This window comes from Kribbella sp. VKM Ac-2569 (genome assembly GCF_004216905.1).
In the GTDB taxonomy this organism is placed as follows: domain Bacteria; phylum Actinomycetota; class Actinomycetes; order Propionibacteriales; family Kribbellaceae; genus Kribbella.
In genome coordinates this window covers 154813-170415 of record NZ_SGXJ01000006.1, presented here as the reverse complement: position 1 = coordinate 170415, position 15603 = coordinate 154813, and the positions used below count along the sequence as shown (strand labels likewise).

Below are 15603 nucleotides of genomic sequence, written 5' to 3'. Positions count from 1 at the left end.
CGAGGCTAAGCGCGATCACGGCCACCGCCACGGATCTCGGCCCCTGTTGGGGGAGGGATCAGGGTCACATCGGGTAATCATCGTGGCTCTCCCGGGGCGGCGGCCTGGCGTCCGCAGAGGATCTGGATCAGCCGGTAGGACGAGACGATCTTGACCGCGAGGGCCGCGATGGCGACTGCGTACGGCAGCCAGTCGGCTCCGGTCTGGCCGGCGACGACCAGCGAGACCACCACGGCGCCGGTGTTCATCGCCTTGGCGGGCTTGGACCAGTTCCACATGTAGATCGGCCGGTCCACCTTGTAGAAGTAGTTCGGGCTGAGCATCCACGGCCAGAGCAGGAACGAGAACGTCAGCATGGTGTCCAGTACGCCGAACTGCGCCAGGTAGATCGCCAGCGGCCCGATCGTGTCCGGGTACGTCGCCATGAAGGCGGCCGCCAGCAGGAACGAGCAGGCCCGGTCGCAGACGATGTCGAACACCGCCCCGGACAGCGACTCCTCGTTCCGGCGGCGAGCCACCCAGCCGTCGAGACTGTCGCCGAACCAGTAGGCGACGTACCCGATCACCAGCCACAGCAGATCGCCGGTGCTGAACGCGTAGGTGGCGAGCGCCATCGCGATCACGGTCCGGACCAGCGTGATCTGGTTCGGTACCCCGAGCAGCAACGCGGGTCGGACCGCCAAAGGTGTCGAGGTCATCAGGCCGCCCTCAGATTCTCGGGATCGAGTGCGTCCCGCAGTTGGTTGCGAAGCAGGAAACCGGCGGCGGCGCCGCCGAGGTGACCGAGGAGCCAGCCTGCGATCGTCAGGATCGCCGCGAGCAGCAGCGTCCCCGGATCGAACGGCACGACCGCGCCGCCGGCTACTCGGTTGATGCCGATCACCGTGCCGAACAGCAGACCGACGGCCAACGCGGGAGCCGCGACGACGGTCAGTTGGCGGCGAATGACCCGGCGGAGGAACGGTAGGTCCACCCCTAGCGCGGTCAGGCTGGCGAACTGGCGACGCTGGTCGACCAGTTGGTCCGCGACACCGACGATGAGCGCGGCCATCGCGGTCAGCACGACCAGAACGAGGCCGGCGATCGTCAGCCCGAAACCGGTTGTGTAGAACGTCGGAGACGCCACCATGTCGTCGGAGACGATGCTGGCGATCCCGTTGGCCATAGTGCCGACGAGGAAGCCGCAGCAGCCCAGCAGCATGCAGATCCGGGAGGCGGGCCGGGAGTCGGTCACCAGCCGGAGACCGGTGAGCAGGTTGGCCGGGTCGCCTGACCGCTGCAGCCGCCGCCCCAACCGGTGGATCCAGACTCCGGAGGTGCTGAGGAAGAAGAGCGCCAGGCCGGCGAGCAGGACCGTGGAGCCCACGTAGCCCGTGTAGGGCGAGGCGAGCAGGCCGAGCGCGATCAGTACCGGTCCAGCGATGATGCCGGTACGACGCTGCGCCGCGGACTGTGGTTGCCGCGAGACGGGCCCATCTCGGTGCAGGAGGCTTCCGATCACCGCGCCGGCCGCCGTCATCATCACCACCACCGGAATCCACAGAACCGCGTCCATCAGCTCTGCACCGGGCAGGACCCGAGCCATCAGGGGCAGTGCACCGAAAAGCAGGCTGAGGATCAGGTAGGCAGGTCCAGCGAGCAGTCCACCGGCCAGACCGGCGATGGCCGCGTCGGTGACGGTCAGCTGTCGTAGCTGCTTCCGGGAGGCACCTGCCAGGCGTAGCGCAGTCAGTCGCCGCTCGCGGGCCGCCGTACCCAGTCGTAAGGCTTGGACCGCCAGGCCTCCGGTGAGTGCGGCCAGGATGATCAGGATCGCGATCAGCCCGGAGCGGAGGCCGCTCTCGGCGACGTAGTTGCTGTAGACATCGTTGCCCAGCTCACCTTTGCCCAGGCGGGCGATGCGCAGCGCGCCGAGCAGCAGGGCTCCACTGAGTGCGAGTGCTGCAGTGGCCAGCTGGACCCGGCTGCGGTCGGCCGGGGTCCGTGAACGCGCCAGCTGCACCAGCGTCTCGAGCGTCATCAGAGCGACACCTCGTGCTGGATCAGGCCGTCGCGCAGCCGGATCTCGCGGTTTGCTGACGCTGCCACCAGGTTGTCATGGGTCACCATGAGCAGAGCAGCGCCGCGGTAGCGGGCAGCCTCCAGCAGTACGTCGAGCAGCTCCTGGCCGGCCCGACTGTCCAGGCTGCCGGTGGGCTCGTCGGCGAGTACTACGGACGGACCGGTGACCAGTGCGCGCGCTACTGCAGCACGCTGCGTCTGGCCGCCGGACAGCTCGCCCGGAACCGCGTCAGCGTCGTCGGCGATGCCCACCTGGTCCAGCCAGTTCATCGCGGCCTTGTGTGCTTCACCGCGCTCATGGCCACCCAGTAGGAGCGGCAGCGCCACGTTATCGACCAGTGGCAGATCCGGCACCAGTTGACCGAACTGCAGCACGATGCCGACCTTCGTACGTCGAAGCGCCGCACGCTGCTCCTCCGGCAGAGCAGCCAGGTCCTGGCCGTCCACGTGCACAGCACCGGCGTCCGGGGTGAGGATGCCGGCCGCGCAGTGCAGCAGAGTCGACTTGCCGCATCCGCTCGCACCGGTCACCGCGACGACTTCGCCGGGCTTGAGTTGCAGGCTGACGCCGCGGAGGGCCGTGTTCCGTCGGTAGGCGTACTCGATTCGTTCCAGTTCCAGAGCAGCATTCATCAGCGAGTCCCCCTCTGCTCGGAGATGCGGTCCAGTGCGCCGTCCAGCCAGCGCAGATCAGCGTCCAAGTGGGCCACGATGTACTCGCGGACCAGTGGTGAGGTCGGGTCGTCGTCGGCCGGGGTCTCCCGCAGCTCACGGATCCGGCGCAAGTGACTGGCGCGCTGGCGGGCGAGGAACCCCGCCGCGTCGCCTCCGGTCCGGATGGCTGCCACGAGCTTCCGCAGTACCTCGTCGGCGCTGCCCCAGGCCGGCGGCACCGGGTCGTTGAGCCAGTCGCTCAGATGGTCGCGGCCTTTGCTCGTCAGCGCGTAGACCGTCCGGTCCGGTCCGCCGCCGGACGTCTTGTCGACCACCTCGACCAGTCCGTCGCGCTCCAGTCGCCCAAGTGTCGTGTACACCTGTCCGAAGGCGAGCGGCCGGCTGTCCGGGAACCAGGCGTCATGGCCCCGCTTCACGTCGTACCCGTGCGCCGGGCCGGCGGACAGCAGCCCGAGGACGAGCTCAGCAGTGGCCATGACCAGAACTATACATCGCGTGTATGTACTCAGTGAATAGTCCAGGATGCGGCAATCCACGCCGTGGTCGGTAGGATTCAGGCGTCACCCCGCAACGAACCTGGAGTAGTCAGTGGCTCGCGTTGTCGTCGACGTCATGCTCAAGCCCGAGATCCTCGACCCGCAGGGCAAGGCGGTGCACGGCGCGTTCGGCCGGCTCGGCTTCGACGGCGTGGCCGACGTCCGGCAGGGAAAGCGCTTCGAGATCACCCTGGACGGTGAGGCGACCGAGGAACGGGTCGCCGAGATCCGGAAGGCCGCCGACACTCTGCTGGCGAACCCGGTGATCGAGGATTACACGCTGCACGTGGAGAACGGGCAGTGAAGATCGGGGTCGTCACCTTCCCGGGCTCGCTGGACGACGCCGACGCCCGCCGCGCGGCCGCGGTGGCCGGTGCCGAGGCGGTCGCGCTCTGGCACGGCGACGAGGACCTGCACGGCGTGGACGCGGTCGTCCTGCCCGGCGGTTTCTCGTACGGCGACTATCTGCGGGCCGGTGCCATCTCACGGTTCGCGCCGGTGATGGAGACCATCATCAAGCGGGCCGGCGAGGGGATGCCGGTGCTCGGCATCTGCAACGGCTTCCAGGTGCTCTGCGAGTCGCACCTGCTGCCCGGCGCGCTGATCAAGAACCACCACCGCAAGTTCGTCTGCAAGGACCAGGCGCTGCGGATCGAGAACAACAGCACCGCGTGGACCAGCGACTACGACGCGAACCACGAGATCACCATCGTGCTGAAGAACCAGGACGGTTCGTTCGTCGCCGACGAGGCGACGCTGGACCGGCTGGAGGGTGAGGGCCGGGTGGTGGCCCGCTACCTGGGCAACCCGAACGGCTCGTACCGCGACATCGCCGGCATCACCAACGAGCGCGGCAACGTGGTCGGCCTGATGCCGCACCCGGAGCACGCCGTCGAGACACTGACCGGCCCGACCACGGACGGCCTGGGCTTCTTCACCTCGGTGCTGAAGGCCGTCGTCCCTTCCTAATGAGATACACCGTCTGATGAGGTTCACCGGACTGGTCCGTGCCATCCTGCTGACGGCGGCGGTCCTGCTCCTCAGTAGCGGTACGGCGGCCGCGCAGCCTACTGGTCTGTTCGCGAAGGTCGTGGTCATCGGCGTACCCGGACTGACCTGGAACGACGTGAAGGCGTCGCCGGAGCTGACCGCGCTGGTGAACCAGTCGCACGTGGGCTCGATCTCGGTGAAGACGGCCGGGCCGCACACCTGTCCGATCGACGGGTGGCTGACGATCAGCGCGGGCACGCGGGCGTGGGGGAGCGTGGCCGACCAGTCGTGCGGTGACCTGCCTGCGGTGACCAACGGCAAGGTGAACGACTGGCAGACGTACGTCGACCGCCAGGCCGAGCACCACACGGGCGCACCGATCGGCCGCCTCGGCCAGACCGGGTACCCCATCTGCGGCTTCGGTCCAGGCGCTGCGATCGCACTGGCCCGGACGGACGGCTCTGTCAGCAACTGGCAGCCTGAGTTCGACGCCTCCCAGTTGGCCAAGCCGGACTGCGGCGACGCGATTATCGACGCCGGTGCGCTGCCGCCACGTGAAGGGCGGGCGGAGGCGCGCCAGAAGGTCGCTCAGCTGGTCACGCAGGCCCGTGCGGCCGGCGGCTGGGTCCTGCTCGTCGGTGTCAGCCAGGAGCTCGCGAACGCGCACCAGGAGTCGCTGGTTGCGATGCAGCTGCCCCCGGACAACGGACCGCGCTGGCTGACCAGCGACAGCACCCGCCGTCCGGGGCTGATCCAGCTCACCGACGTGACGGCGACCGTCCTCAAGGAGCGGACACCGGCGAACGTCGACCCGGCAGGGTCCGCCGACGCGAGTCCGCTGGACGGCAACGAGATCCACTTCACCGGAGACCGTCACACCGACGCGGCGGCCGTCATCGAGGACCGGCTGGACGCCAACCAGCGGTTCGAGCAGCCACGGCCGATGCTGTTCGCGGTGGCGCTGACGATCGTGGCGGCCGAGGTGCTCGCGCTGCTCTGGTTCTGGTTCCGGCGCTCGCCCGCGTCCCGACGTACCGCAGTGTTCACGTTGCTGATGCAGGGCGGGTTCTACCTCGCGGTCTTCCTGTCCACACTGACCGTCTGGTGGCGTTGGCCGTCACCCGGGTTCTCCTTGTACTGCGTGATCATCGGGATCAGTGCGCTGGCTGCTTTAGCGGCACAGGTCGTGTTGAAGAAGTACGCGTACCTCGGACTCGCAATAGCGGCGTACCTGATCCTGCTGATCGACGGCGTGCTCGGTACGCCGCTGCAGGTCGGCAGCATGTTTGCTGACGGGCCTGTGATCGGTGGGAGGTTCTACGGCTTCGGGAACTCCACCTTTGCGACGCTGGCGGTCGGAGCACTCGTCGCTGCGGGCTTCGCGGCGCAGAGGCTCATCAGCAAGAGCAGGGTGCAGGCTGCGATCGCCGTACTGGTCGTCGGCGGTGCTGCGATCGTTGTGGACGGCAGACCGGGCTGGGGGACGGACTTCGGCGGCATCATCGCGCTGACCCCGGCCGTGCTGCTCATGGCCTGGCTGACGTGGCGCGGGAGCATTTCACTGCGCGCACTGATCGGTGTGGGTGTGGCCGGCGTACTGGCAGTTGCTGCGGTTGCCTTCCTCGACTACCTGCGTCCGCCGGACCAGCGCAGTCACTTCGGCGCGTTCGTCGCCCGCCTCCTCGACGGCGACGTTAGCGACGTACTGATCCGCAAGCTGGAGATGGCAGTGCAGTTCTTCAGCGGCCCGGCCGGCTGGGCCATGCTCATCGCTGTCATCCTCTGCATGGTGGGCACGCTCCTGCCGCACCGCGTGCCGTCGGAGTCGTACCGCACTTTCTACGACAGCCTTCCGATGGTCCGCCCCACCCTGCTGGCGCTGTCGACCTGCGGCCTCGTCGGCATGCTCCTCAACGACGCCGGCGTCGCATTACCCGCCATCATGACCGGCTTCGCCCTCCCACTCCTGGTGGCCCATCTGATGGCTTCACACCAGCCCGCTACCGTTTCACCTGAGTCCCACCTAGTGTAGGAGTCCTAACGTGTCCACCGACACCGTCAGCAACGCTACGAGTACCCCGGACGTCGAGCAGCCGTGGGCTGAGCTCGGGCTGAAGCCGGACGAGTACCAGCGGATCCGGGACATCCTCGGGCGGCGCCCGACCAGCTGTGAGCTGGCGATGTACTCGGTGATGTGGAGCGAGCACTGCTCGTACAAGTCGTCCAAGGTGCACCTGAAGCGCTTCGGCGAGATCCCGCAGGAGACGCCGGCCGGGAAGATGCTGGCCGGTATCGGTGAGAACGCCGGCGTCATCGACATCGGCGAGGGGTACGCCGTCACGTTCAAGGTCGAGTCGCACAACCACCCGTCGTACGTCGAGCCGTACCAGGGTGCGGCGACCGGGGTCGGCGGCATCGTCCGCGACATCATCGCGATGGGCGCCCGCCCGGTCGCGGTGATGGACCCGCTGCGCTTCGGCCCGCTGGACGCTCCGGACACCAAGCGCGTGCTGCCGGGCATCGTGTCCGGCGTCGGCGGCTACGGGAACAGCCTCGGGCTGCCGAACATCGGCGGCGAGGTCGTCTTCGACCCGACGTACCTGGGCAACCCGCTGGTGAACGCGCTCTGCATCGGTGTGATGCGGCACGAGGACCTGCACCTCGCGAACGCGACCGGCGTCGGCAACCAGATGATCCTGTACGGCGCCAAGACGGGCGGCGACGGTATCGGCGGAGTGTCGGTGCTGGCGTCGGAGACCTTCGCGGAGGGCGGCCCGACCAAGCGGCCCGCGGTCCAGGTCGGCGACCCGTTCATGGAGAAGCTGCTGATCGAGTGCACGCTCGAGCTGTTCGCCGCACACGTCGTCGAGGGCATCCAGGACCTGGGTGGCGGCGGCCTGTCCTGCGCGACCTCCGAGCTCGCCAGCGCGGGCGACGGTGGCATGCGGGTGTCGCTGGACAAGGTGCCGCTGCGGGATGCCTCGCTGTCGCCCGAAGAGATCCTGATGAGCGAGTCGCAGGAACGCATGATGGCCTGCGTCACCCCGGAGAACGTCGAGGCGTTCCTGAAGATCTGCGAGAAGTGGGACGTCCAGGCCGATGTGATCGGCGAGGTGACCGACACCGGGCGGCTGGAGATCGACTGGCACGGCGAGCGGGTCGTCGACGTACTGCCGGAGACCGTCGCGCACGAGGGCCCCGTCTACAACCGCCCGTACGAGCGGCCGTCCTGGCAGGACGAGCTGCAGGCGGACGGCGCCGAGAAGTTGCCGCGGGCAAGCAGTGGCGCGGAGCTGCGGGACACGCTGCTGAAGCTGGTCGCCTCGCCGAACCTCTGTGACAAGTCCTGGGTGACGGATCAGTACGACCGGTACGTGCTCGGCAACTCGGTGCTCGCGCAGCCCGAGGACAGCGGGATGATCCGGGTCGACGAGACCAGTGGCCTCGGCGTCGCGGTGTCGACCGACTGCAACGGCCGGTTCGCCAAGCTCGACCCGTACACCGGCGCCAAGCTCGCGCTCGCCGAGTCCTTCCGGAACGTCGCGACCACCGGCGCCCGCCCGGTCGCGGTCACCGACTGCCTGAACTTCGGCTCGCCCGAGGACCCGGCGGTGATGTGGCAGTTCACCGAGGCGATCCGCGGCCTGGTCGACGGGTGCAAGGAACTCGGCATCCCGGTCACCGGCGGAAACGTGTCGTTCTACAACCAGACCGGCGAGACCGCGATCCTGCCGACCCCGGTGGTCGGTGTGCTCGGCGTGATCGACGACGTCACCCGCCGTACGCCGATTGGCTTCACGGCCGAGATGGAGGGCCACCAGCTGTACCTGCTCGGTGAGACCGAGGAGGAGCTGTCCGGGTCCGAATGGGCGCACGTCGTCCACGGGCACCTCGGCGGGCGGCCGCCGGCGGTGGACCTGGCGGCCGAACAGCAGCTGGCCGACATCCTGATCAACGCGTCCCGCGACGGGCTGATCGACGCGGCGCACGACGTCAGCGACGGCGGCGTTGCCCAGACGCTGGTCGAGTCCGCGCTGCGCGGCGGCGTCGGCGCGCGGGTCTGGGCCCCGGACGGGCTCGACCCGTTCCTGTTCCTGTTCGCGGAGTCGGCCGGCCGTGCGGTCGTCGCCGTACCGCGGACCGAGGAGGTGCGGTTCACCGACATGTGCACCGCCCGCCGCTTCCCGCACGCCAAGATCGGCGTCATCACCGGCGACACCCTCGACGTCCAGGACCAGTTCGAGCTCCCGCTCACCGAACTCCGCGAGGCCTGGACGGCAACCCTCCCCGCCGTCCTCAACTGACCGTTGTGTGACCCGGGCGCCGCTGGTGCCCGGGTCACCTGTCAGCCGACCAGCGCCACCCGCTGGGTCGCCTCGGTCAGCACCTTGTTGAGTCCGGCCTGGTCCTGGGGACGACCGGCGACGGTGATCTCGATGTACGCGCGGCGGCCGTTCTCGTAGGTGTCGACGAAGCGGGTGGCGACCCAACGCTGACCACGGGCGCCGTCGCGGTAGGTGTAGGTGATCTGCGTATACGCGACGCGCGGTGCGTCCCAGCCGACCTTCGACGGCGTGCTGCCGTTGCCGCGGTACTTCAGCTTGAAACCGGTGACGCCGTGCAGCGCGTAAACCCGCTGGTCGGCCGCGCGGCTCGTGCTGACCTTGCCGCCGAGGCCGCCGTTGACGCGCAGCATCCACGTGTTCGAGCTGTCGGTGAACTTCGCCTGCTCCCGGCTGAGCTGGGTGAACTTCCAGCCCGTCGGCGCGTACACCGCGACGTTGCAGTGGCTCCCGCGGCCCCAGCACTTGTAGCTGAAGTGCAGGCTCGCCGGCTTGAGTGCGGGCTTGGCGTGCGTGGTGACGGCGGCGGTCCGGGCCGGGACGGCGGCGTCGCTCGGCGCGATCCCGAGAACCAGCCCTGCGGCGCCGATGATCGCGGCGGCGGCCAGAACGCGAGCGGTGAGGGTCTTCTTCATGGTGTCTTCTCCATCGTCAAGGGGCTCCGTTCGGCCCGTCGAGATCAGAGATGACTTGATGCCGCCGCGGCGTTGAGCGCGGATCTTGTGATCAGCGTCTCCGCCGGACCCGGCAACCAAGTGCGCGGACGCAGCGTCGGAAGACGCCTTCTGGCGCGTCTGGCACACTCGGAGGGACGAGTGTGAGGTGAGGCGGATGGCGGAGCGGCGACCGGTTAAGCCGTCCGATTTGGTGGGGATGGCTGCGGCTGCGGGGCAGGAAGCTCGGGTCGTGGCGGCTCGGCGGCGGATGGCCACGATCCGGTTGACCGACGAGGATCGTCGGGTTGTCGCGGATGAGTTGGCCGAGCAGTTCGCGATCGGGCGGTTGGACGAAGGGGAGCTGCATCGGCGCGTCGACCTGCTGAACACCGCGGCGACGCATGGGGAGTTGGAGCCTGCCTTGGCCGGGTTGCCGGTGTCCTCGCTGTACACGCCGGCGGCGCGGAAGGCTGGGAAGTGGCGGTGGGCGGCGTTCGCGGGGGCCGTGTGGCTGGCGGTGCCATTTGTGCTGGCGGGGTTGCTGTTGCTGGTGTTCGGGCGAGAGATTGCGGCGGCGATCTTCGGCGTACCGGCGGTGATTTGGGTTGCTTACGCGTACCGGTGGGCTTCCAAGCCGCGGCGGGAGTCAGGTTCCTAGGGTCGACTCGCGCGTGATCAGCTGCGTGGGGAGTTCCAGTACGCCGTGGTGTGGTTTGCCGGCGATTGCTTCCAGGAGGAGCGTGGCGGCGCGGCGGCCGAGGTCTTCCAGGCGGAGGTCGACGCTGGTGAGTGGCGGGCGGCTGGCGAGCGCCATGACGGGCCAGTTGTCGTAGCCGGTGACCGCGATGTCCTCGGGTACCGAGTGGCCGAGTTCGCGGAGGCGATCGCAGACGCCGCGGGCGATCTGGTCGCTGCCGCAGCTGATCGCGTCCGGGTTCTGACGCAGTACCAGATCGGTGGCTTGGCGGCCCCAGCGTTCGCTCCAGTCGCCGTAGAGCGGCTCGGTACACAAGGCAGCCGCCACAGCTTCAGCACGTTCCGCTGCGGAGCGGTGGTGAGCCGGGCCGGTGATGTGGGCGATCCGGGTCCGGCCGAGACCGTGTAGATGGGCGATTGTCGCGGCGGCACCGGCTGCGTCGTCGACGATCACCGAGGCGTCGGTCGGGTCGGTCGAGGCGGCGAGTGCGTAGACCACCGGCAGCGGTACGTCGATGCGCGCCCGCGGCTCGGTCCGGCGGCCGGTGACGACGATGCCGTCGACGCCGCGCGCGACGAGAGAACGCAGGTAGGTCTGCTCGCGCAGCGGGTCGTCGCGGGTGTCGCAGAGGACAGTCGCCAGCTCGCCCGCGCTGAGCACGTCCTCGACCCCGCGCATGATCGGGATGCTGAAGCGGCCCGAGCTGTCGGTGGTCAGCAGCGCCACGGTGTACGTCCGGCCGGACGAGAGCGCACGACCACGGGCATCGGGGGTGAACCCGAGCGTCGCCGCGGCCCGGCGTACCCGATCTCTGGTCTCCTGGCTCAGCTGGCCGGTGTTGCTGAGGGCCTTCGACGCGGTCCCGGCGGACACCCCGGCGAGCGCGGCGACATCCACCATCCGCACGCCTGGCCTCTTCATCCTTGTTTCCTTCCGGTCGTTCGGCGAAGCCTATCAGGATCGCCCTGAAGACCTTTCTGACCTGCGCTTTGATCTTGACCGGTACGGATCGCAGTCCTACGTTGTCAACGACGGAAAACGTGTGCGGTCTTTCCGTTGAAGTGATGTCCGCCCTGTCACCCGAGAGGCCCGACAACCATGGCTATGCCTGAACCTGCCGGCCGCGGCGGGCACTACGTCCCGCAGCGCGCCCCGCTGCGGCCGGTCCCGTTCCAGAAGCTCCCGCCCGGTGCGATCGAGCCGCGCGGCTGGCTCGCGCAGCAACTCGCGCTGCAGGTCGACGGGCTCTGCGGCCGGTACGACGAGATCTCGGACTTCCTGGTGTACGAGACCAACGGCTGGGTCGACCCGGCGCTGGGAGCCTGGGAGGAACTGCCGTACTGGCTGCGTGGCTTCGGTGACCTCGGCTACGTCACCGGCGACAGCGGCGTACTGACCCGGACGCAGCGGTGGATGGACGGGATCCTCGCGACACAGGCAGCCGACGGGTGGTTCGGTCCGGAGCGATTGCGGACCTCGCTGGAGAACGGACCGGACTTCTGGCCGGGCATGCCGCTGCTGGCCGCGTTCCGGTCCTGGTACGAGTACTCCGGTGACGAGCGGGTCATTCCGTTCATGACGAAGTACCTGCGGTTCCAGAACACGCAGCCGCCGGAGGTGTTCAACCGGTCGTGGGGTGCGTTCCGCTGGGGCGACAACATCGACAGTGCGTACTGGCTCTACAACCGCACCGGAGAGCAGTGGCTGCTCGACCTGGTGACGAAGATGCACAACGGGTCCGCGGACTACGTCAACGGCATTCCCAACTGGCACAACGTCAACCTGGCGCAGGGTTTCCGGGAGCCGCTGCAGTACTGGCTGCTGTCCGGAGACGCCAAGCACCGAGACGCGACGTACCGGAACTATGCGACGGTCATGGGGCTCTACGGCCAGTTCCCGGGTGGCGGGTTCGCTGGGGACGAGAACTCGCGGCCTGGGTTCGGTGACCCGCGGCAGGGGTTCGAGACGTGCGGCATCGTCGAGCTGATGCACAGTTGCGAGTTGCTCACCCGCTTCACGGGTGACGTCGCGTGGACGGACAGGTGTGAGGAGCTGGCGTTCAACTCGTTGCCGGCGTCGTACGACCCGCAGCAGCAGGTCATGCACTACATCACCTGTGCCAACAGCGTGCAGCTCGACGACCGGCCGAAGCACGGGCAGTTCCAGAACCCGTTCCCGATGCAGTCCTACAAGTACGGCGTACACCAGTACCGCTGCTGCCCGCACAACTACGGCATGGGCTGGCCGTACTACGTGCAGGAGCTCTGGCTGGCCACGACGGACAACGGGCTCGCTGCGTCGATGTACGCCGCCAGCAAGGTCACTGCGACGGTCGGAGCTGGTGAGACCGTCAGTGTCGTCCAGGACGCGGAGTACCCGTTCTTGGACACCATCACGTTCACCGTGCAGACGCAGCGACCGGTCCGATTCCCCTTCTATCTAAGGCGTCCTGGCTGGGCTCAAGGCGCCACAGTGAAGGTCAACGGACAGCAGGTGCAGACGTCAGGTGACTGGATGAAGCTGGACCGCACCTGGCACACAGGTGATCGCGTCGAGCTCACCCTGCCGATGCGCACCACGACGCGGGTGTGGGACGACAACCAGCACTCGGTGTCCGTCGACCGTGGCCCTCTGACCTACTCGCTGCAGATCGACGAACGCTACGAGCGCATCGGCGGCACCGACGAGTGGCCGGAGCTCTCCGTCTACCCGGAATCGCCATGGAACTACGGGCTGGTCGCTGGCGCTCCGATCGACGTCGTACGACGGGAGGCGGGCGACAACCCGTTCACTACGGACGGAGTGCCGCTCGCACTGACCACGCTGGCCCAGCGGATCCCGCAGTGGGAGACAGACACCGAGGACGTCGTCGGACTGCTCCAGCCGGGGCCGGCGCGGTCGGACGAACCTGTGGAGACAGTGACCCTCATACCGATGGGTGCTGCCCGCCTGCGGGTCACGTCGTTCCCACAGTTCGCTGCAGACGGCAAGGAGTGGACCTACCGCGCCAGGATCACCGCGTCCCACGTTAACGACGGTGACTCGCTCGAGGCGCCGGACTCCGGACGTACGCCGGAATCCTCTGCGGACACGTCGATTCCGCGCTTCACCTGGTGGGACCGCCGCGGTACGACGGAATGGATCGAGTACGACCTGCGCTCAGTACGGGAGCTGTCCGAGGTCTCGGCGTACTGGTTCGACGACACCGGCTCCGGTCAGTGTCGTGTCCCGCAGTCCTGGCAGGTGCTGTGGCTGGACGGTGAGACGTGGCGGCCGGTCCAGAACACCACGCCGTACGACGTAGCGGTGGACCGGCTCAACACGACGGCGTTCACACCGGTGCGGACGCAGTACGTCCGGGTGGAGGCCGTACTGCGTCCGACGTACTCCGGAGGCTTGCTGCAGCTCCTAGCTACTTGACGGGTGTCGGGCTGACGAACAAGGAGACCTCGCCCTCCGCGAATGCGGAGGCGTCGTCGACGTACCAGTTGCCAGGCGGGGACTTCACCGTCTCGTGGTTGGGACCGTCGCTGGTCAGGTACTCGATCTCGCGGACACCGCGGGACCTGACCAGCGGCAGCACCTGGTCGATGGTCTTGTTCTTCACCGTCAGCCCGGCCAGCACCTCACCCTTGTCCGTCGCCGACGACGAGGTGTGGACGTACAGCTCGCCCTGCTTCGCGACGCGGCCGAACTGGATCTCGGTCTTGCCGTCGTAGTTCTTCGGCAGCTCGACACCCTCCTGACAGCCCGGGTCCGAAGCGTTCAGCGTTCCATTGCACTGCTCACCGGGCTCGAGCATCTTGAGTTGGCTCATGTCCTTGTCGTTGCGGCCGGTGAAGCTGATCATCCTGCCGACCCACGGCGGACTGACCGGGACGCTCAGGACCGTCACGTCCAGGCCCATCTTCTTGAACTCGGCGTTGTAGCGCTTCGGGTCCGCGTTCGGGTCGACCACCCGGACGATCAGCTTGTCGCCGCGTTCGGTGAATGACAGCGCCTGCGGCTGGCTCTGGTCGGGGCGGTTGACCACGGTCGCCGCGACCACACCGCCGATCAGCAACGTGCAGGCAGCGGCCAGCACGAGGCGGCGCGGCTGCGAACGGCGTAGGGGGCGTACGACCGGAGACGACTCGTCTGTGGTGACGGCGTCGGCCAGCTCGTCCCAGGCGTTGTCGGAGACGAGGTCCGTGGACTGGTGCGGGTTGAGGCCGCGGACAGCGGCGTCGATGTCATGCGTCTTCATGGGAAGCCCCTTCTTTCAGGGTGGACTCAGTGCTGAGAGCGACCACGATGCGGTTCGCGAGTGGGGCGGTGAGCAACTTGGCGAACCGCTTCCGGGCGCGGTGCAGCCTGATGCGTACGGCGTTGCGCGAGATGCCGAGGACCGTGGCTATCTGGCCTGTGTCGAGCTCCTCCCACGCGACCAGTGACAGCAGCTCCCGGTCCTGCTCCGGCAGTGCGCGGAAGGCACGTGCCGCGGGAGTGTCGTCCAGCAGCGGGTGCACCGGTTCGGCGTCACTGAGCTCGTCACGCAGCTTGGTCGCCAGTGCGTGCCGGCGGCCCTCACCGCGGCGGTGGTTGGCGAGTACCCGGCGCGCTACGCCGTACAGCCATGGTCTGGTCTGTGGGTCGAGCGGTACGTCGTCCAGCCGGCGCCAGGCGACCAGGAACGTGTCGGCGAGCAGGTCCGCGGCGTCGTGGCCGCTGTCGGTCCGGCGGCGCAGGTACCCGAGCACCGCCTCCCGATGCGTCGCGAAGACCTGCTCGAACCGCTCCCGGCGCGCATCTGGTGGTGGGTCGTGCACGACTCCCTCACTCACCGGCCCACTCCGAGCCTCGATCGGTATCAGCGTCATACCCGGTAGATGTCCACCAGCCCGTCCACCCATTTCACCCCGCCGAGATTGCAGCTTCCTGCAGCTTTCTGTATGGGTTCGATGACCACGAGTACCTGCGAGAATCAGGGTGGGGCCAGTTGAGGGGGAGATCTGTGGGGAGCGATCCGGGGTTGGAGCACGCGCTTCTTGAGCACCTGCGGTTCGCACCGTTGACCCAGGCGGAGTTGGTCCGCCGTACCGGGATGGGCAACCAACGGGTCCAGGCCGGCGCCTTGACCTGGAAGTTCCGCAGAAGCGGAAGGCGAAGGCCATGAGAAAGCGCCGCGCACCGATCCGGCCCCGACGACGCACGGGTCCCCCGCTGAGCCAGGCAGATCGGGCGCGGTGCGATCTGGCACTGGCGGAGCTGTACTTCCGCCGCGAGATCGACAAGACGCAGTTGTCCGACCGCCTGGAGCTGCTCGAGAGAGCCCGGACCCGCGGCGACCTGAAGCAGGTCTTCGAAGGCGTGCCGTTCCCCGTCCTGTCCACACCAGCCCGTGCGGCGAAGTCCACAGCCCGCGCGAAGTCCACGGTCCGTCGGAAGTCCGCGGTGAAGTTTGCGGCTGAGCCGGCGCAGGTGGACCGTGAGTTGGTCGTGAACCTGGCGAAGATCCTCGGTGTCGGGGTGGTGTTCGCGGGCGTCATCATCTTGACGAACCCCAGCATGGTGTTGCTCCTGGTGCTCCTCGTGGTGGTGGGAGGCAACATGTTCTTGGCGTATCGGGACTGGGCCAAGAAGCGCCGTTCGAAGTGAACTAGCCT

At 68.1% G+C, this 15603-nt stretch carries 15 protein-coding genes; 7 read left to right on the top strand and 8 right to left on the bottom strand.

Annotation, left to right across the window (positions count from 1 at the left end; all coding sequences use genetic code 11):
• Window positions 1-77: 77 nt before the first annotated feature.
• The 4 genes from EV649_RS34890 to EV649_RS34875 are packed head-to-tail and all read right to left on the bottom strand — an operon-like array spanning window position 78 to window position 3212.
• A complete protein-coding gene (locus EV649_RS34890; RefSeq protein WP_130387959.1) occupies window positions 78-698 on the bottom strand; it encodes a CDP-alcohol phosphatidyltransferase family protein in 621 nt (206 codons plus the stop codon).
• Window positions 698-2020 (bottom strand): FtsX-like permease family protein, encoded by a 1323-nt coding sequence (locus EV649_RS34885; RefSeq protein WP_130387958.1) that lies wholly within the window; start codon window positions 2018-2020, stop codon window positions 698-700. The genes EV649_RS34890 and EV649_RS34885 overlap by 1 nt, the downstream gene beginning before the upstream one ends.
• Window positions 2020-2694 carry an ABC transporter ATP-binding protein gene (locus EV649_RS34880; protein ID WP_130387957.1) on the bottom strand — a complete coding sequence of 225 codons (675 nt, stop codon included), beginning with the start codon at window positions 2692-2694 and terminating at the stop codon, window positions 2020-2022. The genes EV649_RS34885 and EV649_RS34880 overlap by 1 nt, the downstream gene beginning before the upstream one ends.
• Window positions 2694-3212 carry a PadR family transcriptional regulator gene (locus tag EV649_RS34875; RefSeq protein ID WP_130387956.1) on the bottom strand — a complete coding sequence of 173 codons (519 nt, stop codon included), beginning with the start codon at window positions 3210-3212 and terminating at the stop codon, window positions 2694-2696. Before EV649_RS34875 ends, EV649_RS34880 begins: the two co-directional genes overlap by 1 nt.
• 112 nt (window positions 3213-3324) lie before the next feature.
• Between EV649_RS34875 and purS the strand changes: the two genes are divergently transcribed.
• The 4 genes from purS to purL are packed head-to-tail and all read left to right on the top strand — an operon-like array spanning window position 3325 to window position 8566.
• The gene (purS, locus tag EV649_RS34870) at window positions 3325-3576 is read left to right on the top strand and encodes a phosphoribosylformylglycinamidine synthase subunit PurS (protein ID WP_130387955.1); all 252 of its coding nucleotides are present in this window, start codon (window positions 3325-3327) and stop codon (window positions 3574-3576) included.
• Entirely contained in the window at window positions 3573-4241 is a 669-nt protein-coding gene (gene purQ / locus EV649_RS34865; protein ID WP_130387954.1) for a phosphoribosylformylglycinamidine synthase subunit PurQ, read from the top strand. Before purS ends, purQ begins: the two co-directional genes overlap by 4 nt.
• Window positions 4242-4257: 16 nt before the next feature.
• Complete coding sequence (locus tag EV649_RS34860) at window positions 4258-6294, top strand: hypothetical protein (protein ID WP_130387953.1); 2037 nt, start codon at window positions 4258-4260, stop codon at window positions 6292-6294.
• Window positions 6295-6304: 10 nt separating this feature from the next.
• A complete protein-coding gene (gene purL, locus EV649_RS34855; protein ID WP_130387952.1) occupies window positions 6305-8566 on the top strand; it encodes a phosphoribosylformylglycinamidine synthase subunit PurL in 2262 nt (753 codons plus the stop codon).
• 41 nt (window positions 8567-8607) lie between these two features.
• Here purL and EV649_RS34850 read toward each other — a convergent pair whose 3' ends face one another.
• Window positions 8608-9240 (bottom strand): hypothetical protein, encoded by a 633-nt coding sequence (locus EV649_RS34850; protein ID WP_130387951.1) that lies wholly within the window; start codon window positions 9238-9240, stop codon window positions 8608-8610.
• Window positions 9241-9436: 196 nt separating this feature from the next.
• Between EV649_RS34850 and EV649_RS34845 the strand changes: the two genes are divergently transcribed.
• Window positions 9437-9919 carry a DUF1707 domain-containing protein gene (locus EV649_RS34845; RefSeq protein ID WP_130387950.1) on the top strand — a complete coding sequence of 161 codons (483 nt, stop codon included), beginning with the start codon at window positions 9437-9439 and terminating at the stop codon, window positions 9917-9919.
• On the opposite strand, the gene EV649_RS34840 is transcribed toward EV649_RS34845, so the two are convergent.
• Entirely contained in the window at window positions 9908-10879 is a 972-nt protein-coding gene (locus EV649_RS34840) for a LacI family DNA-binding transcriptional regulator (RefSeq protein ID WP_130387949.1), read from the bottom strand. The genes EV649_RS34845 and EV649_RS34840 overlap by 12 nt on opposite strands.
• A gap of 183 nt (window positions 10880-11062) precedes the next feature.
• Here EV649_RS34840 and EV649_RS34835 point away from each other — a divergent pair, with 183 nt between their 5' ends.
• Window positions 11063-13378, top strand: a complete 2316-nt coding sequence (locus tag EV649_RS34835; protein WP_241999071.1) for a beta-L-arabinofuranosidase domain-containing protein — start codon at window positions 11063-11065, stop codon at window positions 13376-13378.
• Here the strand turns inward: EV649_RS34835 and EV649_RS34830 are convergent.
• Together EV649_RS34830 and EV649_RS34825 are read right to left on the bottom strand one after the other, a co-directional pair.
• Window positions 13371-14204: a hypothetical protein gene (locus EV649_RS34830; RefSeq protein ID WP_130387947.1), complete on the bottom strand. Its 834-nt coding sequence runs from the start codon at window positions 14202-14204 to the stop codon at window positions 13371-13373. The genes EV649_RS34835 and EV649_RS34830 overlap by 8 nt on opposite strands.
• A complete protein-coding gene (locus tag EV649_RS34825) occupies window positions 14191-14781 on the bottom strand; it encodes a sigma-70 family RNA polymerase sigma factor (protein ID WP_241999070.1) in 591 nt (196 codons plus the stop codon). The genes EV649_RS34830 and EV649_RS34825 overlap by 14 nt, the downstream gene beginning before the upstream one ends.
• 328 nt (window positions 14782-15109) lie before the next feature.
• Between EV649_RS34825 and EV649_RS34820 the strand changes: the two genes are divergently transcribed.
• Window positions 15110-15595 (top strand): hypothetical protein, encoded by a 486-nt coding sequence (locus tag EV649_RS34820; RefSeq protein WP_130387946.1) that lies wholly within the window; start codon window positions 15110-15112, stop codon window positions 15593-15595.
• The last annotated feature ends 8 nt before the right edge of the window (window positions 15596-15603 follow it).